Annotated in this window: 22 protein-coding genes; 4 read left to right on the forward strand and 18 right to left on the reverse strand. The window is 69.8% G+C overall.

The window, feature by feature from the left end:
- Positions 1 to 8: 8 nt before the first annotated feature.
- The 8 genes from P2Q00_RS15885 to P2Q00_RS15920 all read right to left on the reverse strand — a co-directional run bounded on the left by P2Q00_RS15885 (position 9) and on the right by P2Q00_RS15920 (position 8,725).
- The gene (locus tag P2Q00_RS15885; RefSeq protein ID WP_275773142.1) at positions 9 to 1,427 is read right to left on the reverse strand and encodes an FGGY-family carbohydrate kinase; all 1,419 of its coding nucleotides are present in this window, start codon (positions 1,425 to 1,427) and stop codon (positions 9 to 11) included.
- 98 nt (positions 1,428 to 1,525) lie between these two features.
- Positions 1,526 to 2,584, reverse strand: coding sequence for a 2-hydroxyacid dehydrogenase (locus P2Q00_RS15890; RefSeq protein WP_275773143.1), 1,059 nt, complete (start codon positions 2,582 to 2,584; stop codon positions 1,526 to 1,528).
- A complete protein-coding gene (locus P2Q00_RS15895; RefSeq protein WP_275773144.1) occupies positions 2,581 to 3,666 on the reverse strand; it encodes an ABC transporter ATP-binding protein in 1,086 nt (361 codons plus the stop codon). The genes P2Q00_RS15890 and P2Q00_RS15895 overlap by 4 nt, the downstream gene beginning before the upstream one ends.
- Positions 3,644 to 4,474, reverse strand: coding sequence for a DeoR/GlpR family DNA-binding transcription regulator (locus P2Q00_RS15900; protein ID WP_275773145.1), 831 nt, complete (start codon positions 4,472 to 4,474; stop codon positions 3,644 to 3,646). The genes P2Q00_RS15895 and P2Q00_RS15900 overlap by 23 nt, the downstream gene beginning before the upstream one ends.
- Entirely contained in the window at positions 4,471 to 5,574 is a 1,104-nt protein-coding gene (locus P2Q00_RS15905) for an ABC transporter ATP-binding protein (protein ID WP_275773146.1), read from the reverse strand. Before P2Q00_RS15905 ends, P2Q00_RS15900 begins: the two co-directional genes overlap by 4 nt.
- Positions 5,571 to 6,410: a carbohydrate ABC transporter permease gene (locus tag P2Q00_RS15910; protein ID WP_275773147.1), complete on the reverse strand. Its 840-nt coding sequence runs from the start codon at positions 6,408 to 6,410 to the stop codon at positions 5,571 to 5,573. Before P2Q00_RS15910 ends, P2Q00_RS15905 begins: the two co-directional genes overlap by 4 nt.
- A 5-nt stretch (positions 6,411 to 6,415) precedes the next feature.
- The gene (locus tag P2Q00_RS15915; RefSeq protein ID WP_275773148.1) at positions 6,416 to 7,297 is read right to left on the reverse strand and encodes a carbohydrate ABC transporter permease; all 882 of its coding nucleotides are present in this window, start codon (positions 7,295 to 7,297) and stop codon (positions 6,416 to 6,418) included.
- Between the two features lie 6 nt (positions 7,298 to 7,303).
- The gene (locus P2Q00_RS15920; RefSeq protein WP_275773149.1) at positions 7,304 to 8,725 is read right to left on the reverse strand and encodes an ABC transporter substrate-binding protein; all 1,422 of its coding nucleotides are present in this window, start codon (positions 8,723 to 8,725) and stop codon (positions 7,304 to 7,306) included.
- A 183-nt stretch (positions 8,726 to 8,908) separates the two neighbouring features.
- On the opposite strand from P2Q00_RS15920, the gene P2Q00_RS15925 reads away from it, so the two are divergent.
- The gene (locus P2Q00_RS15925; protein ID WP_275773150.1) at positions 8,909 to 10,375 is read left to right on the forward strand and encodes an FGGY-family carbohydrate kinase; all 1,467 of its coding nucleotides are present in this window, start codon (positions 8,909 to 8,911) and stop codon (positions 10,373 to 10,375) included.
- Complete coding sequence (locus P2Q00_RS15930) at positions 10,372 to 10,992, forward strand: histidine phosphatase family protein (RefSeq protein ID WP_275773151.1); 621 nt, start codon at positions 10,372 to 10,374, stop codon at positions 10,990 to 10,992. Before P2Q00_RS15925 ends, P2Q00_RS15930 begins: the two co-directional genes overlap by 4 nt.
- A 118-nt stretch (positions 10,993 to 11,110) precedes the next feature.
- On the opposite strand, the gene P2Q00_RS15935 is transcribed toward P2Q00_RS15930, so the two are convergent.
- The 8 genes from P2Q00_RS15935 to P2Q00_RS15970 all read right to left on the reverse strand — a co-directional run bounded on the left by P2Q00_RS15935 (position 11,111) and on the right by P2Q00_RS15970 (position 19,938).
- The gene (locus P2Q00_RS15935) at positions 11,111 to 11,752 is read right to left on the reverse strand and encodes a superoxide dismutase (protein WP_275773152.1); all 642 of its coding nucleotides are present in this window, start codon (positions 11,750 to 11,752) and stop codon (positions 11,111 to 11,113) included.
- A 129-nt stretch (positions 11,753 to 11,881) separates the two neighbouring features.
- Positions 11,882 to 13,264: an amino acid permease gene (locus P2Q00_RS15940; protein ID WP_275773153.1), complete on the reverse strand. Its 1,383-nt coding sequence runs from the start codon at positions 13,262 to 13,264 to the stop codon at positions 11,882 to 11,884.
- Positions 13,265 to 13,377: 113 nt separating this feature from the next.
- Positions 13,378 to 14,274: a TauD/TfdA dioxygenase family protein gene (locus P2Q00_RS15945; protein ID WP_275773154.1), complete on the reverse strand. Its 897-nt coding sequence runs from the start codon at positions 14,272 to 14,274 to the stop codon at positions 13,378 to 13,380.
- Between the two features lie 14 nt (positions 14,275 to 14,288).
- Positions 14,289 to 15,635 carry an LLM class flavin-dependent oxidoreductase gene (locus P2Q00_RS15950; RefSeq protein ID WP_275773155.1) on the reverse strand — a complete coding sequence of 449 codons (1,347 nt, stop codon included), beginning with the start codon at positions 15,633 to 15,635 and terminating at the stop codon, positions 14,289 to 14,291.
- A gap of 240 nt (positions 15,636 to 15,875) precedes the next feature.
- On the reverse strand, positions 15,876 to 16,640 hold the full coding sequence (locus P2Q00_RS15955; protein WP_275773156.1) for an ABC transporter ATP-binding protein: 765 nt from the start codon (positions 16,638 to 16,640) through the stop codon (positions 15,876 to 15,878).
- Positions 16,616 to 17,455, reverse strand: a complete 840-nt coding sequence (locus tag P2Q00_RS15960) for an ABC transporter permease (RefSeq protein ID WP_425579614.1) — start codon at positions 17,453 to 17,455, stop codon at positions 16,616 to 16,618. The genes P2Q00_RS15955 and P2Q00_RS15960 overlap by 25 nt, the downstream gene beginning before the upstream one ends.
- 5 nt (positions 17,456 to 17,460) lie before the next feature.
- Complete coding sequence (locus P2Q00_RS15965; protein ID WP_275773157.1) at positions 17,461 to 18,525, reverse strand: ABC transporter substrate-binding protein; 1,065 nt, start codon at positions 18,523 to 18,525, stop codon at positions 17,461 to 17,463.
- Between the two features lie 222 nt (positions 18,526 to 18,747).
- Positions 18,748 to 19,938 carry an ROK family protein gene (locus P2Q00_RS15970; protein ID WP_275773158.1) on the reverse strand — a complete coding sequence of 397 codons (1,191 nt, stop codon included), beginning with the start codon at positions 19,936 to 19,938 and terminating at the stop codon, positions 18,748 to 18,750.
- 405 nt (positions 19,939 to 20,343) lie between these two features.
- On the opposite strand from P2Q00_RS15970, the gene P2Q00_RS15975 reads away from it, so the two are divergent.
- Positions 20,344 to 20,922 (forward strand): biotin transporter BioY, encoded by a 579-nt coding sequence (locus P2Q00_RS15975; RefSeq protein ID WP_275773159.1) that lies wholly within the window; start codon positions 20,344 to 20,346, stop codon positions 20,920 to 20,922.
- Here P2Q00_RS15975 and P2Q00_RS15980 read toward each other — a convergent pair.
- Positions 20,909 to 22,240, reverse strand: a complete 1,332-nt coding sequence (locus P2Q00_RS15980; protein WP_275773160.1) for an FAD-binding oxidoreductase — start codon at positions 22,238 to 22,240, stop codon at positions 20,909 to 20,911. The two genes, P2Q00_RS15975 and P2Q00_RS15980, sit on opposite strands and share 14 nt — an antisense overlap.
- 72 nt (positions 22,241 to 22,312) lie before the next feature.
- Entirely contained in the window at positions 22,313 to 23,041 is a 729-nt protein-coding gene (locus P2Q00_RS15985) for an LPXTG cell wall anchor domain-containing protein (protein WP_275773188.1), read from the reverse strand.
- A gap of 277 nt (positions 23,042 to 23,318) precedes the next feature.
- Here P2Q00_RS15985 and P2Q00_RS15990 point away from each other — a divergent pair.
- Positions 23,319 to 24,692: serine/threonine-protein kinase (locus tag P2Q00_RS15990; RefSeq protein WP_500692016.1), on the forward strand; the 1,374-nt coding region annotated here is incomplete at its 3' end.

A 24,692-nucleotide genomic window follows, 5' to 3' on the forward strand; every position in this document is an offset into this window, starting at 1 on the left:
CCTCGCGATCACAGCCGGCCCCGCGCCTGAGCCAGCCGGGCCAGATGGTCCTCGTACCCCTTCGCGTAATACGCCGCCCGGCCCGCGTCCGGCTCAACGACCGCCGTCGGCTCGGTCCACGCCGCCGCGTCCAGCGCCACGCCGTACCGCTCGGCCGCCGCCAACACCGCACCCCGCGCGCCGACTTCACCCTCGACGACCCGCAACGGGCGGCCGAGCACATCCGCGAGCAGCCGCATCCAGGCGGGGCTCCGCGTCCCGCCCCCGCACACCGCCAGCGAGCCCTTCAGCCCCGCCGCCTCCAGGCAGTGACGGGCCGCGAAGCCGATGCCCTCGCAGGTCGCGCGGATCAGGTCGCCCTTCGTCGACTCCAGGGAGACCCCGGTCAGTTCGGCGCGCAGATGGGGTTCGACGAAGGGGGCGCGCTCGCCGGACGGGGCGAAGTACGGCAGGACGCGGACGCCGTTCGCACCCGGCGGGGTCCCGGCGAGCAGACCGTCGACGTCCTCGTGGTGGACACCGGTCGTCGACAGCACCCAGTCCAGGGCCGCCGTCCCGACCATCGCGGGCATGGCGCGCAACCAGTGCCCGGGCCGGTCGGTGGAGATGTACAGGCCGGCCGGTTCGCCGGTCAGATCGAGATCGGTCGTGGCGACGAGACTGGCCAGGCAGGTACCGACGATGAGAAGCCCGTCGCCCGCGCTCGTCACGCCCGCGCCGAGCGCACACGACGGCAGGTCGTACGGCCCGTTCGCCAGCCGAGTGCCCGCCGGAAGCCCCTCGCCGCGCGCCTCGGCCGTAGCGATCGGGTCGCCGATGGGGGCGAGCAGACCGCGGCGGTGCGTGAGGCCGAGCAGCTCCACCACCCCGTTGTCGTACGTCCTCGTCCGCGGATCGAGAAACGGCATCGACGCGTCCGACACGTCTGTCGTCGCCGGGGCGCCCGTCAGTCGCCGGAAGACCATGTCCTTGCAGTACAGGGCTGTTGCGGCCGCGTCGAGGGACTTGGGCTCGTACCGGTCGAGCCAGGCCAGCAGCGGCCCCGGGCAGCCGGGGAACATGGCGCTTCCGGTGCGGCGGAATACGGTCTCGAAGGTGCCGTCCGCGAGCCACTGGTCGAGGAGTTCATAGGCACGTCCGTCCATCCACGAGGCGGCGGACCGGACGGGGCTGCCATCTTCGTCGACCAGCCACACCCCGTCGCCCTGCCCGGTCAGCCCGGCCAGCTCCACGGGTTCGGGCACACGCGCGACCAGCCTCTCCAGCACCCCGACGACAGCCGCGTACACCTCCTCCATGTCCTGCTCGACGCGCCCGCCGTGCAGCGCGAGACCCACCGGCCGAGCCTCGACGGCCAGTTCACGCCCCTCACCGTCGAACGCGGCGGCCTTAACCATGGACGTTCCTACGTCAATCCCAACGTACATAGCGGCTCTCCCTTGCGGTCCGGTCTTTTAAAGGGGCGCGGGGAACTGCGCGACCAGCCACGACGCCGCGGCAGACAAACAACGACCCACCGCGGCACTCACGTCAGAGCGTGAGCCGGCGGCTCACCGCGAACCCACCGCCCCACTTCCGCGGCAGCGATCCGCGCAGCCTTCTCCGCCACGGAGCGCGAGGCACCCCCCAGATGCGGAGTGAGCACAACCCGCTCGGCAAGCGCATGCAGCCGCGACGACGCCGGCAGCGGCTCCCGCACATACGTGTCGAGAGCCGCCGCCGACAGCCCCCCACGCTCCAGCGCATCGCACAACGCATCCTCATCAAGCAGCGGACCGCGCGCCACGTTCACGACCACCGCGCCCCGCGGCAGCAGCGCCAGTTCGCGGGCGCCGATCAGGCCACGGGTCTCCGGGGTGAGCCGGGCATGCAGGGTGATCACCCGGGAACGCCGCAGGAGTTCGTCCAGCGAGGACACCCGCAGCCCATGGATCTCGCCGCGCACATACGGGTCGTAGACCATCACCTGCGCACCGAACGCACACAGCGCGCGGGCGACCCGGCTGCCGACCGCCCCGTATCCGACGAGCCCGACCGGCAGGTCCTCCAGCTCCAGTCCACTGTGTTCATACGTGTAGTACGTCGCCCCCTCCCAACTTCCTTCCCCTGCAAGGAGATTGTGAGCCTGGGGAATGCGCCGCAGAGCCGCCAGCATCAGGCCGACGGTGAACTCGGCCGTGGCGGCGGCGTTGCGGCCGGGGGCGAAGCAGACGCGGACGTCGTGCCGCTTGGCCGCGTCCAGGTTGACGTTGACCGGGCCGCCCCGGCACACGACCACCAGCCGCAGGTCCGGGCAGGCGTCCAGGACGCGCTCCGTCACCGGCCCCATCTGGGTGACCAGCACCTGCGCCCCCGCGAGCGCCTCGATCAGCTCGTCCTCGGCGTCGCTGGCCTCCGTCACCTCGGCCACCGGACCGAAGGGTTCCAGCGGCCAGCCCAGTGTCAACTCTCGTACATCACAAGCAAGTTCATGGCGGAGCGCCGCTGTGATGAGCGACGGCAGGATGAAGTGGTCGCCGGCGGCGACGACACGCACGGGTTCACCCGTTGCAAAGCCCGTTGCAAAGCCCGTCGCAAAGCTCATCGCAGAGAGTCTCCTGTCTCGGCGTCGAAGACATGGGTGTGGTCGGGATCGGCGGTGACACGGACCCGCTCGTCGTGGGCGAGGCGCACCTCGGGGTCGGTGAGGACAACGAGGGGGCGCTCCACACCGTCGAGGGCGAGGGTGGCGATGCCCGCCTCCAGCAGCGGCTCATGGGCGACGACCCTGGCGGGCAGGCCCCCGTCGCCGGTGAGGTGCAGGTCCTCCGGGCGGATGCCGACCACGACCTCGCGGCCATCGGCCACAGCCACCGGCACCGGCAGCGCGATCCGTACCGAGCGCGAGAGGCGGGCGTGACCGTCCGGGTCCGCGATGCCGGGGAGGAGGTTGATGGCGGGTTCGCCGACGAAGTCCGCGACGAACAGGTTGGCGGGGCTGTCGTAGATCTCGTAGGGGGTGCCGAGCTGCTGGATGACGCCGTCCTTCATCACGGCGATCCGGTCGGCGAGGGAGAGGGCCTCCTCCTGGTCGTGCGTGACCAGGATGGTCGTATGGCCCAAGTCCCGTTGGATGCGCTTGAGTTCGCGGCGGGTGGTGTCGCGCTGGGCCGCGTCCAAGTGGGATAGGGGCTCGTCCAGCAGCAGCACGTCCGGTTCTCGGACGAGCGCGCGGGCCAGCGACACGCGCTGCTTCTGGCCGCTGGACAGGCCCGCCGGGCGGGCGTCGAGGATGCCGGTGAGGTCGACGCGGTCGGCGATCTCGGCGACCCTGCGATCGACGTCCTTGCGGTCCCGTCCCCTGCGTGCCTTCAGGCCGAACGCCAGGTTCTCCGCCACCGTCAGCGGCGGATACAGCGCGTAGTTCTCGAAGGCGACGCCGATGTTCCGCCGCTGCGCCGGGCGGTCGACCACGGAGGCGCCGCCCACCAGGATGTCCCCGCCGGTCACCGTCTCCAGCCCGGCGATCATCCGCAGCGTGGTGGACTTGCCGCAGCCCGACGGGCCGAGCAGCCCGAGCAGTTCCCCCGAGTGCAGCGCGAGATCGATGCCGCGCACCGCATCCACGGCCGGCCGCCCCCGCGACCGGTAGGTCTTGCGCAGATCACGTAGCTCCAGCTCGGTCATCGCTGCCCTTCGTCGCCGTCGGTGCCTTCGCGCAGACTTGGTAGTCGACCTTGTGCTCGTCCAGGTCCCGCAGCGCCTGAGGCGACGCCCCGTCGTCCACGAGGAGCAGGTCGAAACGGGACAGCGGGACGACCCGGTGCAGTGCGGTCCGGGCGAGCTTGGTGTGGTCGATGAGCAGGACATTGCGGGCGGCCGAGTCGAGCATCGCCCGCTTCACCGACACGATGTGCTGCTCCTGGTGGTAGGCGTAACCCCCGTGCACGGCCGACGTCGACGCGAAGCACACATCCACGCGGAGCGACTGCACCGCCTCCACGCAGGACACCCCGAGGAAGGACGAGTGCAGCGGGTCGTAGTCGCCGCCGAGGGCCATCAGATGGATGCCCCGCTGGTCGGCGAGGAGATTGATCGCCTCCAGGAAATTGGTGACGACCGTCAGCGGGCCCATCTCGCCGAGACGCAGCCTGCGGGCTATCTCCAGGGTGGAGGTGGAGTCGTCGAGCATGATCGCCATGCCCGGCTCTATCAAGCGCATCGCCTGCTCGGCGACGGCGGCCTTCTCCGCCCGCATCGTCTTCAGCCGGTACTGGACATTGGACTCGAAGACGCCCGACGGCTGGGCGGTCACCCCGCCCCTGAACTTCCTTACGATGCCCTGCCGTTCGAGCTCGTCGAGGTCCCGGTGGATGGTCATCAGGCTCACTCCGAACCGCTCGGCGAGCTCGGCGGCGGTCGCCGAACCGTCGGCAAGAACCTGTTCGGCCATGGCGGCCTGACGGGCCGCCGGGCCCTGCTGCGTGTTGTTCATCGCCCGATCCTTCGTCCTGGACGCTCCGGCCGGTCGGCCTCGAACAGCAGCAGGTTCTCAGGCCGGACCGTCAGCCGTACCGGATCGTCGGGCCGTAGACCGGCCGTGTCGGCGCGCGGGGCGACCAGCGACACATGCTGCTCGCCGAGCCGGACGGTGACCTCGACCGACCGGCCGAGCACCTCGGTGACGTAGACCGTGCCGGTGAGCTCGTGCCCAGGGCCCTCGCCGAGCGCGAGGTCACGAGGCCGGACGCCGATCAGTACCTCCGTACCGGGAGAGGCCGCGGCGCTGATCGGCAGCTCGACCTTCCCGTCCGCCGACCGGAAACCGCCGTCGGCCGCGACGGCCCCCGGCAGCAGATTGATCCGCGGCCGCCCGAAGGCCCGGGCGACCTCCGTGTCGCAGGGCTGGTACCAGATCTCTTCCCGCGTCCCCGTCTGCACGATCCGCCCGTCCCGGATCACCCCGATCCGGTCGCCGAGCGCCAGGGCCTCGACGGAGTCGTGGGTGACGTAGAGGGTGGTGGTGTTCTGGACCGCCCCGATCGCCTTCAGCTCGGCGCGCATCTGCTGGCGCAGCTTGGCGTCGAGGTGGGAGAGGGGCTCGTCGAGGAGGAAGGCGCGGGCGGGGCGGACCAGGACCCGGCCGAGGGCGACGCGCTGCCGCTGCCCGTTGGACAGTTGACCCACCGGGCGATCCAACAGGCCGCCGATACCGAGGAGTTCGGCGATGGCGGCGATACGGTCGCGGGCGTCGGCGGCGGGCAGCCGGTGGCGGGGCGAGCGGAGCGGGGAGGCGAGGTTGTCGTAGGCGGAGCGGTGCGGGTAGAGGGCGTAGCTCTCGAAGCACATCGCCACGCCCCGGTCGTAGGGCTCCACGCCCCGCATGTCCTTGCCGTCGAGCTCGACCGTGCCGGAGTCGGGCTGTTCGAGTCCGGCGACGGTCTTGAGGGTGGTCGTCTTACCGGCGCCGGACGGCCCCAGCAGACAGAAGAACTCACCCTCCTTTACGTCGAGTTCGAGGCCGTCGAGGGCCGTGGTCTTCCCGTATGTCTTCCGGATCCCCCGCAGCCCGATCGCCGTACGGGAAGAGCTCATGACTTCACCGCCCCGAACGACAGCCCCCGCACCAGATACCGCTGGATGGTGAGGGCCAGCAGCAACGGCGGTACGACGGAGACGAGCGCCGCCGCGGCCGTGAGGTTGTACTTGGGCCGGTCGCCGCCGAGGAAGGACAGTGCGCCGACGGTCACGGTCTGGGCCTCGTTGGAGGTGAGGATCAGCGGGAACACGAAGTTGTTCCAGGCGAAGATGAAGGCGAGCAGCGACACTGCCGCGATGCCCGGCTTGACCAGCGGAAGCGCCACCTTGAAGAACGCCTGCTTGCGCGTGTAGCCGTCGAGCAGGGCCGCCTGTTCCAGCTCCGGTGTCAGATCGGCGAAGTAGGACCGCATGATCCACACGATCAGCGGGAGCGTGACGAGTTGCAGCACCCAGATCATGCCGACGTATGTGTCGAACAGCCCGAGCTTCTGGTACAGCACGAACAGCGGGATGATCACGGTCAGTTCGGGCGCGAACCGGAACGACAGCAGCGTGAACATCAGGTTCTCGGAGCCCTTGAACCGCCACCGCGCCGACGCGTACGCCGCCGGAAGCCCGACCACCAGCGACAGCACGACCGCCCCCACCGACACCACCAGGCTGTTCACGAAGAACCGCACGAACGGGATGCCCTCGCTGTCGCCGAGCACGGTCCGGTAGGAGCCGAGGGTCGGTGTGAAGGAGAAGTACGTGCTGAAGAGCTGGTTCGCGGGCTTCAGGGAGAGGATCACCATCCAGGCGATGGGGAAAAGGGCGAAGACGAAGTAGAGGATGAGGGCGAGATCCGCCAGCCATCCCAACAGACGCTTCCTGACGGTCAAGCCGGTCATGCCGGTCATTTGGCCTCGGCCGCCTTTCGCTGGATACGGCCGAGGTGGCGCACGAGCACCATCGCCGCGAGGTAGACGACGGCCCAGAGGACGATCGTGTAGCTGATCCCGAAGCTGTAGCGCTGGAAGCGGATCGCCTCCAGGTACGCCCGGATCTGCAGGACGACGGTCGAATCGCCGGGCCCGCCCTCCGTCAGGGCGTAGATGATGTCGAAGACCTTCAGCGAGTCCATGAACCGGAAGATCACCGCGACCAGCACGTACGGCCACAGCATCGGCAGCGTCAGCCGCCGGAAGGTGTACCACCAGCCCGCGCCGTCCACGGCCGCCGCCTCGAACGGGGAGGCGGGCAGCGACCGCAGACCGGCCAGGGCGAGGATCGCCACGAACGGGGTGTACACCCAGACATCGACGGCGATCGACGACAGGAGAGCCCCGGTGGGGGTGTCCGTCCACTGAACTCCCCCCAGCCCGAAGGGTTTCAGCAGGTGGTTGATGACTCCCACCGACGGCTGGAGCATCAGCTTCCACATGATCGCCGCGATCACCGGGGCGATCATCAGCGGCAGGATGAGGATCTTCTCCAGCACCCGCCCGACGATCGACGAGCGGTGCAGCAGCAGGGCGACGGCGACCCCGAGCACGGTCTCCACGGCGGCGGCCCCGACGGCGTACAACACCGTCACCCACGCGGAGTTCCAGAAGGCGTCCTGCGTGAAGACGGTCTCGTAGTTGTGCAGCCGCACCATGTCCGGCTGCGGTTTGCTCGCCGAGAAGTCGAACAGCGTGTAGTAGAGCCCGAGGCCGAAGGGATAGAGGATCCCGCAGGTCAGCAGCAGCGCGGGGACGATCAGGACGTACGGTCGCAGGGTGAGCCGCCAGCCCATCGCCGCTCAGCCCATCTTGGAGGCGAGGTCGCTCGCCAGCCCGTTGAGCACCGACTTGGCGTTCTGGCCGCCGTAGATCTCCTGGAGGGACGCGGCCCAACTGGTGGTTGCGTCGAAGAACTGCGCCTGCGGGGTGAACTGGATCTTCGTCTGGTCGACGACCGTCTCGAAGGTCTCGATGAAGCCGGGCAGGTGCTTCATCTTGTCCTTGTAGGCGCCGTCCTGGCTGATCGACTTCCGTACGGGGTCGATGTGGTTGTTGGTGATGGCGGCCTTGCGCAGGTGTTCCTTGCCGGTGGCCCACTGCACGAACAGCCAACTGGCGCTCTTCTTCCTGCTCTTGGCGTTCATGCCGAGCGACCAGATCCACATGTTGGTCGCGAGGGAGCCGCCCGGCCCCTTCGGCCCGGGATGGAAGGCGATCTTCCCGGAGGCGGGGGAGGCCCCCGCCACGGCCTGGAAGTACGCCGCCGTGTCCGCGTCGAAGAGCATGCCCGCCTTCTTCGCGCCGAGGTCGCTGGAGCACTGGTACCAGGTGTACGACGTCCACGACGGCGGCCCGCCCTGCTTGACCATGCCCGCCCAGTCCTGCGTGAACGCGATGGCCTCTGGGGTGTTCATGGCGGGCTTGAGCTTGCCGCCCTGCACGGTGAAGTCGTGCAGGCCGTTGCGGGCGTACATGGTCATGAAGCCGGGATGGATGGTGGCCCAGCTGCGCGACCCGCGCACCGCGATCCCGTACATGCCGTCGTAACCGGCGCCGGGAGCTTTTCTCTTGATGACGCCGGCGATCTCGCGCAGCTCGTCGAACGTCTCGGCCGGTTTGAGGCCCAGCTTCTTGAACACGTCCGTGTTGTACGCGACGACGTTCGTCTCCCAGCCCCACGGCAGTGCGTACTGGCCGCCCTGCCCGAGCGGGGTGCCGTCCTTCAGCGACCACTGGTCGGCCTGGAGGAGGTTCGGGAAGAAGTCGGCCTGGTCCCAATCGGCCTCGGTGGCCGAGGAGTTGCGCATCCAGGGCCCGAGGTCTTCGAGCCAGCCGGGCGGCCCGTACTGCCACACCATGTACGCGCCGAGCATGAAGACGTCGTACGAGGCCCGCCCGCTCGACAGATCCACGGTGAGCTTGTCGAAGTAGTTGTCCTCGGGGAAGACGTCGTACTCGACCTTGATGCCGGTCCTGGCGGTGAAGGATTTGAGGTCGGCGATGAGGGCGTCCGTGTACGGATGCTTGTTGAGGAGCGCCTTGACCGTTGTGCCCTTCTCCCGTCTCCAGTCGAAGGAGCCGGTGACGTCGTCCGCGGCCGAGCCGTCGCTCTTCTTGTTGCCGCCCCCGAAGCCGGCACCGCAGGCCGCGAGCAACGGGGTGGCGGCGGCCCCGGCGGTGAGGGCGAGGAAGCGTCGGCGGTCGTGCACGTGCGTGTCCATCCGTGACCTCCGCGTGGGGTCGGGCCCGGTGCGCTGTCTGGGTTAACACGTTGAGTCGACTCGCTAACAGAGGGTGTAACGGCGGAAGTTGCGCGTCAATCCCTCGCGCAAGGGAAAAACTCGGGTCAATATCGGTGGAGGGTGTGAAGTTCACAGAATCGGTTGCGAGGCCCGGAGGTACGGATGCTGGACGAGCGTGAGGCTTGGCTGGGGATCGACCTGGGCACGCAGAGCGTCCGGGTGCTGGCGGTCACCGGGGACGGCACGGTCCTCGGCAGCGGCTCGGCACCGCTCGGCGGCAGCCGAGTGGGGGAGCGGCACGAGCAGGATCCGGGGGAGTGGTGGAAGGGGGTGTGCACGGCGTCGCAGGCGGCGATCGGTTCCCTTTCGGGTGTACGGATCGCCGGGCTCGCGGTGTGCGGGACCTCGGGGACCGTGCTGCTCACGGACGCCGAGGGGCAGCCGCTGAGCCCCGGGCTCATGTACGACGACGGGCGCGCGGCGGCCGAGGCGGCGAGCGCGCGGGCGGCCGGGCTGGCGGTGCAGGACACCTGGGCCTTGCCGAAGGCGCGCTGGCTGGTCGAGACGTACGGACGGGGCCGGATCACCCACCAGCCGGACGTGATCACCGCACGGCTCGTAGGCAAGCCGGTGCCGACCGACTCCTCTCACGCCCTCAAGACGGCCTACGACGTGGAGCGGGAGGCCTGGCCCGACGTGATGGGCCTGCCCAGGGAGGCCCTGCCCGACGTCGTCCGCCCCGGCACCCGGCTCGGCGAGGTCTGCCCGGCCGCCGCGGAGGCCACCGGCATCCCCGCCGGCACCCCGGTGATCGCCGGGATGACCGACGGCTGCGCGGCCCAGATCGCCTCCGGTGCCCTGCGCCCCGGCTCCTGGAACTCGGTGCTCGGCACGACCCTCGTCCTGAAGGGAGCTTCCCCGACGCCCGTCCACGACCCCACCGGCGTGGTCTACAACCACCTTGCGCCGGACGGGAGTTGGCTGCCGGGCGGGGCGTCGAGCGTGGGGGCGGGCGTGCTGACGGCGGCGTTCGCGGGCGTAGACCCGGTGGCCATGGACGAGCGGGCGGCCGCCTACGAACCCTCGGGCGCGGTGGCGTACCCCCTCGTGTCGCCCGGCGAACGGTTCCCGTTCCTGGCACCGCACGCCTCCGCCCTGATGCTGGGCGAGCCCGACGGGGAGGCCGACCTGTGGGCCGCGCTGCTCCAGGGCGTCGCCTTCACCGAACGCCTCTGCCTGGACTACCTCCACCACCTGGGCGCCCCGCTCGACGGCCCGCTCACCTTCACCGGTGGCGGCGCCCGCAGCCCGTACTGGAACCAGCTGCGCGCCGACATCCTGGGCCGCCCGGCCCGCGTACCGGCCCAGACGGAACCGGCGCTGGGCATGGCGGCACTGGCGGCGCACGGGACGGGTGCGGGCTCCCTGGTGGACATCACCGACCGCATGGTCCGCATCCGTACGGTCCTCGAACCGGACCCCGACCGCACGGCCCTGTTCGCCGAGCCGTACGCCCGCCTCGTCGACGAACTGGCGGCGCGGGGCTGGCTGTCGGCGCCGGTCGCGGCACACGCACACGCGCGCCTGGACCTGGACGCGGCCGACTACCGGAATACTCCGGACTCATGAGCACGACCCTCCTGCTGGCCCGCCACGGGCAGACCGTCTGGCACGCCGAGAACCGTTACGCGGGCGTGAGCGACGTCGCCCTCACCGACACGGGCCACGCCCAGGCCGAAGCCCTCGGCCGCTGGGCCGCAGCCCACCCCGTCGACGCGATCTGGACCTCCCCGGTGTCCCGGGCCGTCATCACCGCAGCCCCCGCCTGCCGCGCCCTGGCCCTCACCCCACACCGCGAACCCGACCTGCGCGAATGCGACTTCGGGGTGGTGGAGGGCCGGACGCTCGCCGAGTTCGGGGCTGAGCACCCGAAGGCGGCGGAGGCGTTCCGGGCCGACCCGGTGACCCACCCGTTCCCGGGCGCCGAGGACCCGACGGCCGCGGCGGAACGGGGCGCGGCCGCGCTGCACCGCATCGCCGCCGCGCACGACGAGGAGCGGGTCCTGGTGGTCGCGCACAACACGCTGCTGCGGCTGGTGCTTTGCGAGTTGCTGGGCATCCCGTTGGGCGAATACCGCCGGGTCTTTCCGCGACTGCGGAACGCGGCGCTCACCGAACTCCGTATGAACACCGGGTCGGTCGGGCTGATCTCGCTGAATGTTCCGTGCGAGCCGGACCCGGCGTAGCGCGCGCACCCACCGGAGAGCCCCCGCGAGTCACGTCCTCGCGGGGGCTCTCCGTCATTCCGCCTGCCTGCATGAACGGTGAGAAGACGATCACGAGGCAGGACGACCCGATACGCCCTTACGGCGCCAGCAGAAGAACATCCGCACGGGACTTCGCGGCCTCGTAACGTCGTGCCACGTCCTGCCAGTTGACGACCTGCCACATCGCCTCGATGAAGTCCACCTTCTGGTTCTTGTACTGCAAGTAGAAGGCGTGCTCCCACGCGTCGAAGACCAGAATCGGCACCGAGCCCTGGCCGACGTTGCCCTGGTGGTCGTAGACCTGCTCGACGACGAGGCGGCCGCTCAGCGGTTCGTACGCGAGGACGCCCCAGCCCGAACCCTGCGTCGTCGCGGCGGCCTTCGACAGTTGCGCCCTGAAGCCCGCGAACGACCCGAAGGACTCGGCGATGGCGTCCGCCAGCTCGCCCACGCCGTCCGCCGCCAGCGGCTCACCGCCGCCGTCACCGGTCATGTTCTGCCAGTAGATGCTGTGCAGGATGTGCCCGGACAGATGGAACGCCAGGTTCTTCTCCAGGCCGTTGACCGAGCCCCACGACTCCTTGTCCCGCGCCTCCGCGAGCTGCTCCAGCGTGTCGTTGGCGCCCTTCACGTACGCCGCGTGGTGCTTGTCGTGGTGCAGCTCGATGATCTCGGGGCTGATCACCGGGGAGAGTGCGGAGTAGTCGTACGGCAGGTCGGGCAGCGTGTAGACGGGCATGGCGGGGTCCCCTCCGAAACTCTTATTGCAATCTACTTGCAAGTACACGCTAGCAACAAGAAGCCCCCGTGGGGTGCACGGGGGGCCTCTCGGTGGTGCGGCGCGGTTGTGTCAGCGCCGTCAGTGCCGTCAGTGCCTGGCCTTCTGTCGGGCATACCCCGCCGCCGCCAGCACCGCCGTCATCCCGCCCGTGTAGTAGAGCTGGACCCGGGTGTCGGGCTCCCGGGCCATCAGGACGAAGATCGCCGCCATGCCCGCCAGGGCCACCCACGTCAGCCACGGGAACGCCCACATCCGTACGGCGAGCTTCTCCGGCGCCTCCCGGTTCAGGCGTGCCCGCAACCGCAGCTGGCTGACCGCGATGAAGATCCAGACGACCAGGATCACCGCGCCGATCATGTTCAGCAGCCAGGGGAAGACGTCGTCCGGCCGCCAGTAGCTCAGCACCACGCACACGAAACCGAAGACCGAGGAGGCGAGGACCGCGATGCGCGGGACGCCGCCGGACACCCGGCCGAGCGCCCTCGGGCCGTGGCCCCGCTCCACCAGTGAGTAGGCGATGCGCGAGGAGCCGTAGATGTTGGCGTTCATGGCGGAGAGGAGGGCGACCAGGACGACGACGTTCATGACCTGCCCGGCGCCCGGGATGTTGAGGTGGTCGAGGGCGGCGACGTACGGGCCCTTCTCGACGACCGCGGCAGAGTCCCACGGGACGAGCGTCACGATGACCGCCATCGAGCCGATGTAGAACAGCGCGATGCGCCACATCGCGGTGCGGACCGCGCTCGCCACGCCGCGCACCGGGTCCTGCGACTCGGCCGCCGCGATGGTGACGGTCTCCAGGCCGCCGTACGCGAAGATCGAGGCGAGTACGCCGACGATCAGGCCCTCGCTGCCGTTCGGGAGGAAGTCGCTCAAATTGCTGGTCCCCGGGGCGTTTGTGCCAGGCAGGACACCTGCGACGGCGAGCACGCCCAGGACCAGGAACAGGCTGATCGCCCCGACCTTCAGGGCCGCGAACCAGAACTCGAACTCGCCGAAGTTCTTCACCGCGGCGAGGTTCGTGACGCAGAAGACGACCATGAAGAGGGCCACCCACGCCCACTCGGGCGTCCCCGGCAGCCAGCCCGTCACGATCTTCGCCGCGCCGATGCCCTCCAGTCCGACGGCCGTGCAGAGCAGCACCCAGAAGGACCAGCCCGCGGTGAAGCCTGCCCACGGACCGATCGCGCGCTCGGCATGAGCGGAGAAGGAGCCCGATGACGGGTACGCGGCCGACATCTCGCCCAGCATCCGCATCACCAGCATCACGAGGAGGCCGGAGAGCGTGTAGGCGACGACGATGGAGGGGCCGGCCGCGGCGATACCCGCGCCGGAGCCCACGAACAGGCCCGCACCGATGACACCCCCGAGAGCGATCATCGACAGGTGGCGCTGCTTCAGGCCGTGGGACAGAGTGGGGTCGGCGTCCGCCTGTGGCGGCGTCTCGACCTCGGTGGTGCTGCTGGGCATGGGCGCGGCTCGTCCATTACGTGAGATGGGCAAAAACGCCCACAGTCTGGGCAGCCTCTCCGGTCAGGAGGAGAGGCTGCCCACTATCCGGACGCGCCCGGTACGTGCTGTGACTAGGCGGCTACGGATGTGTAGTGCGAGGCGTCGCCCTCGATCGAGTAGCTCTCCTTGCCCTCGATGCCGACCGGGATGTCACCGGCGACGGTCACCCGGTGCAGGCGGCGCGGCAGGCCGTCGTAGTTGTCGATGGCGTAGTGCTGGGTGATGCGGTTGTCGAAGAGGACCAGCTGGTTCTCGGACCAGCGGTGGCGCAGGATGTTCTCCGGGCGGGTGACGTACGCCTGGAGCAGGTCGAGGATCTTGCGGGACTCGGACGGTGACAGGCCCACGATGCGCTGCGCGAAGCCGCCGATGAACAGGCCGCGTTCACCGGTCAGCGGGTGGACGCGGACCACCGGGTGGACCGTGCGGTACTTGATGGATGTGAACTGGGCGCGCTGGGCCGCCTCTTGCTCGTCGAGCTCCTCCTCGGAGACGGCGTAGTCGTAGTCGTTGGTGTGCTCCGCCCACAGGGTGTCCGCCAACTGGCGCAGGGACTCGGGGAGTTGGCGGTAGGCGGCTGCCGAGCTGGCGATCAGGGTCTCGCCGCCGTACGGCGGGATCGTGATCGAGCGCAGGGTGCTGGCCTGCGGCGGGTTGAGGACGAACGTCACGTCCGTGTGCCAGTGGTTGGCGGCGCGGCCGCGCTCGCTGTCGACGGGCAGGACGTTCGGGACGCCGTCCACGGAGGAGACCGTCGGATGGGCGGTGGTGACGTCACCGAAGTGACGGACGAAGGCCTGCTGGCCCTCGTCGTCGAGGTTCACGTCGTCGAAGACGAGGGCTTTGTGGACGTTGAGGGCCTCGCGGACCGCGACGGCCGTCTCCTCGTCGAGCGGCTTGGAGATGTCGAGGCCAAAGACGCGGGCGCCGATGTTCGCGGTGACCTTCTGGATTTCGATGGCGGACATGTTCACGGGTCCTTTCAGACGGAGGCGAGTGCGGGAGTGGTGGTGACGTGCTGGTTGGCGGGGCGGGGGAGGCCGTAGCGCTCCCGGAGGGTCCGGCGCGATCCGTACTCGGTGCGGAGCAGGCCGCGGGCGCGGAGGATCGGGACGACCTGGTCGACGAACGTCTCCAGGCCGGAGGGCAGCACGGCGGGCATGATGTTGAAACCGTCGGCGGCGCCCTGCGTGAACCACGTCTCGATCGCGTCGGCGACCTGCTCGGGCGTGCCCGCGAAGGTGAGGTGGCCGCGTCCGCCGCCGAGCCGGCCGATCAGCTGCCGGACGGTGAGGCGTTCGCGCCGGGCGAGTTCGACGATGAGCGTGTAGCGGCTCTTGGCGCCCTCGATGGCGTCCTCGGGCGGGAGGTCGGAGGGCAGTTGTCCGTCCAACTCCAGGGTTCTGCCCGGGAGTTGGAGCAACCGCTCCAGGTTGGCCACCCCGTGCCGGTGCACGATGTGGTCCTCCAGCACCTGCTCGTTCGCCCGTGCCTCCGCCTCCGTCGAGCCGATGACCGGCACGATCCCGGGCAGCACCTTGATGTGCTCGGGATCCCGGCCGGTGGCCTTCGTACGGGACTTGAGGTCGGCGTAGAAGGCCTGCGCGTCGGCCAGGGTCTGCTGCGCGGTGAACACCGCCTCCGCGTACCGCGCCGCGAACGCCTTGCCGTCCTCGCTCGACCCCGCCTGCACCAGCAACGGGTAACCCTGTGGAGAGCGGGGGACGTTGAGAGCCCCCTCGACGCTGAAGTACGTCCCCTTGTGCCGTGGCGGGTGGATCTTGCTGTCGTCGCCCCAGACGCCGGCCGCCTTGTCGGCGACGATCGCGTCGTCCTCCCAGCTGTCCCAGAGCTTCAGGGCGACATCGAGGAACTCGGCGGCGCGGGCATACCGCTCCGCGTGGGCGGGCTCCGCGTCCAGCCCGAAGTTGCGCGCGGCCTCCGCACCCGCAGTGGTGACGATGTTCCAGCCCGCCCGCCCACCGCTGATGATGTCGGGCGAGGCGAACTTGCGGGCCAGGTTGTAGGGGGAGTTGTAGGAGGTGGAGGCGGTGGCGATCAGACCGATGTGCTGGGTGGCCGTCGCCAGCGCGGTGAGCAGGGTGAGGGGTTCGAGGGCTCCGGCGGGCCGCTGGGCGATGTTGCCCCACAGCTGCGGTCCGTCGGCGAGGAAGAGCGAGTCGAAGGTGCCGCGTTCGGCGATCCGGGCGAGGCGTATGTAGTGGTCCAGCTCGACGTGGGCGTACGGGTCGCTCTCCGGGAGGCGCCAGGAGGCTTCGTGGTGGCCGGTGTTCATGAGGAAGGCGTTGAGGTGGAGTTGCCGGGGCATGGGCGTCCTTTGCTTCGGACAGGAATAGGGGGGACTCGGGGGGCAAGAGGGGGAGGAATCCGGGGGACAACAGGGGGGTGGCTTACGAGCGCCGGTCAGTGCACTTCAGCCCGTCCGGCTTCTTTCGGCCGCCGGTCACGGCACTTCAGCCCGTCCGGCGTTTGAGGACGAGGCCCCTTGAGGGCCGAAGCGGGGGCCTGGGGGCGGCAGCCCGCAGCAGACGCCCACCACGGCCGACGCTCACCGGCTGTCCTCCGTCACACCAAGCGCCCCCAGCAACCGTGACCGATACTCACCGCGCGGGCGCGACCGGTCGACGGTCAGGTCGACCCCGATGCGCCCTCGGTCGAGCACCAGCACCCGATCGGCAAGCACGATGGCCTCATCCACGTCGTGGGTGACCAGAAGCACCGAAGGGCGGTGGCGCTCCCACAGCTCCCGCAGCAGCGCGCGCATCTTGATGCGGGTCAGGGCGTCCAGCGCCCCGAACGGCTCGTCGGCCAGCAGCAGTTCGGGCTCGCGGACCAGCGACCGGGCCAGGGCGGCGCGCTGCGCCTCGCCACCCGACAGCTCGTTGGGCCAGGCCAGCTCACGCCCCTTCAGGCCCACCTCGGCAAGGGCCGCACGACCCTTCTCCTCGCCGTCGGTGCCCAGCAGTACGTTGTCCAGCACCCGCCGCCAGGGCAGCAGCCGCGCGTCCTGGAAGACCACGGACAGCCGCTCCGGGGCGGTGAGCCGACCGCTCCCGGTGACCTTCTGGTCGAGCCCGGCGATCGCCCGCAGCAGCGTGCTCTTGCCGGAGCCGCTGTGCCCGAGCAGAGCGGTGAACTGCCCTGCCGGAAGGTCGAGATCGATGCCGTCGAGCACCGTCCGCCCGTCGAACGACCTGGTGAGTTCCCTGAGCTGTACGGCGGGCCGGGTCAGCTGCCCAGTACTCAACTGCCCAGTGATCAACTGCCCAGAACTCGGCTGCCCAGTACTCAGCTGCTCAGTGTGCGGCGCCATGACAGCACCCTCCGTTCGATGAGACGGACTGCGCTGTCGGACACCAGACCGAAGACGCCGTAGACGAGCAGGCCGACGAGGATGACGTCGGACTGGCCGTAGTTCTGGGCCTGGAACATCAGATAGCCCAGTCCGCTGGTGGCGTTGATCTGCTCCAGGACCACCAGGCCCAGCCAGGAGCCGGTCACCCCGAGCCGGAGTCCCACGAAGAATCCGGGCAGGGCGCCGGGGACGACGATCTGCCGGACGAAGGCCCACCTCGACAGGCCCTGGACCTCGGCGAGTTCGACGTACCGGCTGTCGATGCCGGACAGCGCGGCATGTGTGTTGAGGTAGATCGGGATGTAGACGACGATGGCGATGATCGCGATCTTGAAGGCCTCGCCGATGCCGAGCCAGAGGATGAACAGCGGGATCAGACCGAGGGTCGGTATCGCCCGGTTCAGCTGCACGGTCCCGTCGATCAGCGCCTCGCCGACCCGGCTGAGCCCGGACACCAGCGCGAGGCCGACGCCGGCGGTGAGGCCGATCGCGAAGCCGTACGCGGCCCGCTCCAGCGAGGTCAGGATGTCGGTGGGCAGGGTCCCGGCGGTCCACAGGCGACCGGCGGTCCGCAGCACCGTCCAGGGCGCCGGGATCGCGCCCGGGTCGAGCTGTCCGGCGGCGGAGGCGGCGGCCCACAGGGCCAGGACGGCGGCCGGGCCGATGAGACGGGAGGCGGGCAGGCGTCTGCCGGGGGAGAGGCCCCGGCGGCGTACCCGCCGTGTGTCCCGGGCCTCCGCGAGCACGGGGGCTGTCGTGGTCGTGCTGGTCACGGCGCTCACCTCCGGTACTCCGCCGGTACGGCCTTGGCGGCGATGGACTCGAAGCGGTGGTCGAAGAGCGAGGAGACGTCGAACTTCTTCACGAAGCCGCCCTCCGCCAGCAGATCGGCGGTCTCCTGTTCCCACTTGATCGCCTCGTCCCAACTCGGCGGGAACAGCGGCTTGTTGGCGAGATCGGAGATCGACTTGGCCTGGGCGGCGGTCAGGTTCTGCGTCTTGACGTAGAACTCCTCGTTCCAGGCATCGGGGTTCTCGTACGTCCAGACCTGGCCCTTGGCCCAGTACGGGATGTACGCGGCGACCGCGGCGGCCTTCGCGGAGTCGTTCAGTACGGAGGCCGGCGCCCACAGGAGGTTGAGGAGGTCGACGACGTCGGTGGTGATGGCGTGTGCGCCCTTGGACTCGTACTGCGACAGATAGGCGGGCGCCTGCTGGTTGGCAAGCGGCGCGATGTCCACCTGGCCCGACTGCAGGGCGGTGAGGAACTGGTTGCTGGTCAGCGGGACGAGTTCGACGTCGTCGTACTTCAGTCCCGCCTTCTTCAACGCCCGCAGAAGTACGACACCTTGGGCCTGTCCCTGCGAGAACGCGAGCTTCTTGCCCTTGAAGTCGGCGACCGACCGGATGTCGCTGCCCGGCTTGGTGGCGAAGAGGTAATTGGGCTTGCGGGTGATGTCGATCGCGACGATCTTCGCGTCGAAACCCTGGTAGTGCGCCTGGATCGGCGGAATTCCCGCGTTGTTGGCCAGGTCCAGGGACTTGGCGCGGAAGGCGTTGATGACATCGGGGCCGGCTCCGATGTTCACCCAGCTCGACACCTTGAACGGCAGCTCCAACTTGGCCAGCTTGAATTGGAGTTGCTGGGTGCCCAGATACGAGGCGATCTTCAGGCTGGTACCGGCCGGAACCTTGTCGGCCAGCGGGGCGGCCGAGGCGCCCTTGGCATCGGCGGCGGCGCTGCTGCCCGCGCAGCCGCTCAGCCCGGCGACGCCGGCCGCGGCACCGAGCAGGGAGGTGAGAAAGAGCCGTCGGTCGACACCCGACACGGGAGAAGAAGGCATGGCAGGACTCCGTGAGTTTCAGAAGGGAAGAGCGCAGAAGGAAAGAGCGCAGGCGGAATTCCGGGCAGGGGAAAGCCAGGGAAGGGAATTCACGCAGGAGGAAATGAGCGCTTCACACGCGGCAACGTGTCAGCAACAAAGGGTGCGACAGCTCACGATCGGGCTCATGAACAGGATTTTCCTGGTCACGCATGACCCCTGTCAACATTCCGCGTTTCTGAATTAAATACCCTCAGGTGAGGACGCCAGTGGGTCGCGGTAGAGCACGTCCAGCGCCACCGAACCGCCCGCCACCGCGAGGATCGATTCCGGGAAACTCGTCGGGATGACGGACGCCGCGCGTTCGTCCCCGACTGCTTGGCGCAGTGCGGCGAGGCAGTCCTCCCGGTGGATGATGCCGAGCTCGCTCACCACCACCGTCTCCGGATTCAGTACGTCGAGCAGCAACCGGGAGGCCCGCCCGACGGCATGGGCCCGCTCCACCAGCAGCCGTACGGCCTCCGGGTCGCCGTCGTCCGCCGCCGCGACCACATGCATCGGGTTCACCCCCGCCACCACGCCCGCCTCCCGCGCCCGCCGGCACAGCGTCCGCTCGCTCAACTCGGCCTGGAGGCAGCCGATACGGCCGCAGTCGCACGGCTCCGTGCCGCCCGGCACCGGCAGATGGGCGATGGCGCCCGCCTGGGAGCGGGGCCCGTGGTGCACCTCGTCGTGGGTGGCGAACGCCGCGTCGACCACATTGCCGACGAAGAGGTGCAGCACGCTTTTACTGCCCCGCGCCCGCCCGAACAGCCGCTCCGCGTTGACCAACGCCCGCGCGTGGCCGTCCACATGGACCGGCAGCCCGGTGCGCTCGCCGAGCACCTCCCGCACCGCCACGTCCCGCCAGCCCAGCAGGGTGTGCTCCACCACGGTCCCGGACTCCCGGTCCACCCAGCCGCCGACGGCCACGCCGACCCCGAGCGGTCCCCAGCCCGGAGCGGCGGCCAGCAGTGCCCCCAGCCCGTCGGCGGCCCGCGCCAGCACCGCACCGGGATCGGTGCTCTCGTGCTCGAGTTCCCGCCGGGCCACCACCCGGCCGCGCAGATCGAGCAGCGCCACCGTCGTGTACGGCACGGCCACATGCACCCCGCCGACCACGAACCGCGAGTCGTCCAGGTCGACGGGGACGTGCGGACGGCCCACCCCGTTCGAGCGCCGGGGCACGGCCGACTCGCGGATCAGGCCGAGTTCGGTGAACCGGGCGCAGTAGTCGGTGACGGACGCGGGCGACAGCCCGGTCAGCCGGGCGATGGTGGAGCGCGCCACCGGCCCGTGCTCCAGCACGGACCGCAGCACGACGCTGGCGCTCGTCCGGCGCCGGTCGTCACGGGGAGGAGGGGAGGGAAGAGTGGTTGCCGCGGTACGGGGCATGGCGATCATCCTCAGGAACGGGTCCGACACTGCGCCGTCTTGTACAGCGAGACGCGCCGGATCCGCTCCGCCCGCCCCGCTAAGGCAGATGACAGGCGGACGCGCCGACTCGTCGCAGGTCGACATGGCGACGCGACGAGAAGTTCCGGGACTGGGCGACCATGAGCCCGAAGCTAGCAAAACGGGCCACCGCTGCCCAGACGGCGACCGACGGGCGAGACGGCGACGGCCAGGTCACTCCCTCTCCGTGACCGGTGTCACGCCGTACCCGGTGTAACCCACATCCTTTGTGTGGAGCCCACGAAACCGCAGCTCCACCCTTTGTCGGGCGCTGACGGTGATCACCTCCACTGCCCTGGGTTAGCGTCACCGAGTCCCCTTGTGTCCCCGACCCGCGGAGTCCCCATGAGCACCGCTGCCGCCCCCGCCCGCCCCCGTGAGGTCCTCGCCGACCTCCTCCCCGCCTCCCGCGTCCGGGACGTGGCACTCGTGCTCGGCGGCGCCGCGCTCACCGGCCTCGCGGCCCAGATCTCCGTGCCCGTCCCGGGCTCCCCGGTGCCGGTGACCGGCCAGACCTTCGCCGCGCTGCTGGTCGGCACGACGCTCGGCGCGAGCCGCGGCCTGGCCTCGCTCGTCCTGTACGCGCTGGCCGGGCTCGCCGGTGTGCCGTGGTTCGCGGGCGGCACCTCCGGTGTCTCCGTCTCCTTCGGCTACATCCTCGGCATGCTCCTCGCGTCCACCGTGGTGGGCGCCCTGGCCCGCCGCGGCGCCGACCGTTCCGTGCTGCGCATGGCGGGCACGATGCTGCTGGGCGAGGCGATCATCTACGCCGTCGGCGTCCCGTACCTGGCCTACGCGGCGGACATCTCGGCCTCCGCCGCGATCGCGGCCGGCCTCACCCCGTTCCTGCTCGGCGACGCCCTGAAGGCGGCGCTGGCGATGGGCGTGACGCCCACCGCCTGGAAGCTCGTCAACAAGGGCTGAGACTGTAGTTCCTGCGGAAGAGGTTCGCCGGGTCGTACCGCGACTTCAGCTCGGCGAGCCTCTTCAGCGTTTCGGCGTCGTAGAGTCCGCCGGTCCGATCCCCGGCGCCGAAGGCGAAGTTGAGGGCGCGGCCGAGCCTGACCGGCGCGAGCAGCGCGAACGCCGGATCCAGTACGGCCCGCGCCGCCTCCCGGTCGCCCACCGTCAACAGCCGCACCAGGAACCGCCCTTCGCGATACGGCACCGAGTTCGGCGCCGGCTGCGCGAGCGCCCCGCCCAGGTGGTTGATCTGCACGACGCACATGGGCCCGCCCGCGTCCGGACCGACCCGCCCGAGCAGCTCACCGGCGGCCGCCACGTCCAGCTCGCCCAGCACCGCACTGTCCCCGTAGTACGCGTGCGGGAAGTCCGGGTCGCTGTGGATGGTGTGGCTCTCGGCATACGGCATCTCCCGCAGGGAGTCGGCGAGCGCGGGACCCAACTCCCGCAGCGGAGCGACGAGTTGCCCGCCGTCGGTGCCCGTGTACGCGATGCGCACGGAGACCACGTACCGGCCGCGCAGATGCGGCGGCAACGCCGGCAGGTCCGGATACGGTACGGCCGAGAAGGACGAGGTCAGCCCGTCCGGCACGGTCCGCGTCCATTCCTCGTACGCCCGCAGCACGGCAGCCGGGTCGACCTCGCGTCCGTCGAACGCGAGCGAGCCGCCGTAGAGGGTCTGCACGGGTACGAGGCCGATCTCCAGCTCGGTGACGATGCCGAAGTTGTGGCCGCCGCCGAGGAGCGCCCAGTACAGGTCGGGGTCGGACTCCCGAGTCACGTGCCGCAGCCGGCCGTCGGGGGTGACGATGTCCAGGGAGCGCACATGGTCGGCCGCATACCCGAACTCCCTTGCCAGAATGCCCAGTCCGCCGCTCAGCGTGTAGGACACGGCGCCGACGCTCGGCGCGGAGCCGTTGAGCGGAGCCAGGCCGTACGGCTCGGCGGCCGCCACGACCTGCCCCCAGCGCACGCCCGCCTGGACACGGACGGTGCGGGTCCCGGGATCTACGGTGACGCGGTCCATGCGCTTCGTCGTCACGAGCACCCCGCCCTCGGACCCACCGGGCAGCCCGTGCCCGGTGGCCTGCACGCCGATCGGCAGCCCGCGTTCGCCCGCGTACCGCACGGCGGCGATCACGTCGTCGGCCGAGGAGGCGGCGAAGACGACGGCGGGCCGCTGGGCGAACCCGGTCTGGAAACCGGCGAGTTCGTCGTCGTAGCCGGGGTCGCCGGGACGGAGGACGAGCAGGTCAGAGGTATTGTCGACGAAGGTCATGCCAGGCATCGTGCCCGTATAACCTGACAGGGAGCGTCAGGTTATACGGGCAATGTTGTACGGGCGGTGTGCTCAGCCGCGCAGTTGCTGCCCGCTCGGCCGCCGGGACGACCACCACAGCCCCGCCGCACCGGCCGCGATCAGCGACGCGCCCGCCGCACCCAACGGCAGGACGTCCCGCCCGACACCGGTCTTCGGCAGCTCGCTGCCGCCCGGCGCCACCGGCTTGTTGTCGGTGCCGAGGAGCAGCGGGGTGGCCGGGGCGTTCGGCGACGGATTCGTCGTACCGAACGGAACCGGTCCCTGCTGCCAGTACGTCTTCTTCCCGTCACCGGACTGAACGGGCAGGCAGATCTTGCCGGTCTTGCTCAGATCGTAGGTGGCATCGACGGCGTACGACTTCGACTTGCCGGCCGCCAGATTGTCGATCGCGCAGGAGAAAGCGCTGTTCGAACCCTTCGGAAGACTCTTTTCGGGAATCTGGGAGCAGCCTTGAACGCTCTTGACCGTGAGGCCGTCGAAACCGGCGACCACAAGCTGGATCTTTCCGCTGTCCTTGGTCCCTTCGTTCTTGACCGTGGCGGTGATCGCCGTCTTTTTGGTGCCGTTGTCGACCGAGATCTTCGAAGGCAGGAGCGTGGTCAGCTTTACACCTGCCGGTGCCTCGTCGACGGCCTTTCCCCCCTTGCTGCTGCCGGGCCCCTGGTCGTCCGCGCTGGCAGTGAAGGAAAGAATCATCACCGCCGAAAAAGATGCTGCGACCAGCGATCCCGCGATGGTCGTCGTGCGACGAGAACTCATGTTCACATCCCCCTTGGCTGCGCCTGAATTCGCAGTACTTGAAGAGCTACCACAAGATTTCTCCGCACTATGCTGGTACGGCATGAAGTGTGACCATTGTGTTTCAGTCGGGGCGCGGTTGAGGTAACTGGGGCGATCGAGGTTATCGGGGCGATCGAGTCAATCAGGGTGATCGATTTGATCAGGGTGATCGAGGGGGTGCAGCGGATTGCCGGGGAATTCGGGGAATACGAGGAACGGCGGAGTCCCAGGGTTACTGGTGACGGAGCGCTATCGGTTGGTCGAAAGTATCGGCCAGGGGGGCATGGGGCGGGTGTGGCGAGCCACCGATGAAATGCTCGACCGCCCGGTCGCCGTCAAGGAGATACGCATAGACGGCCTCGACGCGGAGGACACCCGCACCCGCCGCGAACGCACATTGCGCGAGGCCAGGGCCACCGCCCGGATCGACCATCCCAATGTGGTGCGGGTCTACGACGTCGTCGACGAGGGCGAACGCCTGTGGATCGTCATGGAGTTGGTCGTCGGCCGCTCCCTCGAACAGATCATGGTGGAGGAGGGACCACTGGGGCCGGGAGAGACGGCACGGATCGGGCTCGGCCTGGTGGCGGCACTGCGCCAGGTGCACGCACGCGGCGTCCTGCACCGGGACATCAAACCGGGGAACGTCCTGGTGGAAGGCAGCGGCCGGCGCATCGTCCTCACGGACTTCGGCATCGCCGCGATCCAGGACGCCAAGGCGCTCACCATGGTCGGCATGCTCGTCGGCTCCCCCGACTACATGGCTCCTGAGCGCATCTCCGGCCGCCCCCAGGGCCCGCCGTCCGACGTGTGGTCACTGGGCGCGACACTCTGCGCGGCCCTGGGCGGCCGCTCCCCCTTCTCCCGCGACACGACCCTGGCCACGCTGCATGCGGTCCTGTACGAGGAGCCCGCACTCCCTGCCGCGGCCGGCCCCCTGCGGGACGTCCTGGCCGCACTGCTGGAGAAGGAACCGTCGGTCCGCCCCCCTCTGCAGGACCTGGAGGAGGCCCTGCGCCCGATAGCGTTCCCGGCGCCCACGCCGACGCTTCCCGTCGGCGGGGGAGAGGGCAATGGGGCGGAGGTGGGGTCCGATCGGCCGACAGGTGAGGAAGAGCCATCCGAGTCCCAGGACTCACCCGGGACCGAGCCGGCCGATGATGCCGCGCCGGAGCCCGCGGACGAGCCCGAGCAACCCGGCGGGCCCCCGAACGAGTCGCCCACCCCGGTCTACCTGGACACCCGTCTCGTACGCGCCGCACGCGACCCGAGGCAACCGGCACCCGAACCCGCCCCCGTTGAGGACGCGGTACCGGACACCTATGACTTCCGTCGCGGGCAACGCCCTAAAGGGGCGCGGGGAACGGCGCGACAAGCCCCCACCAGCCCGCACCCGACAACGCACCCGAATCCGCCGGCACCCCCCACCCCCCAACCCCCCAGCGCCTCCACCGAAGTCCCCTCCGAACTGCGCTCGGAGGAGGCCCGCTCCGAAACCCCGTCCGAAAACTCCGCACCCCGACAATCCGGCGTCTCACTCATCCGCCCTCACCCGGTCACCGAGCAGCCCCCCGCCCAGCGGAACGGCTCCGCCCCCGCGCCAGTCGCGCACCCGGGCCCGCAGCAGAGC

Origin of the sequence: Streptomyces coacervatus (genome assembly GCF_029223485.1) — a bacterium.
Lineage (GTDB): Bacteria > Actinomycetota > Actinomycetes > Streptomycetales > Streptomycetaceae > Streptomyces > Streptomyces coacervatus.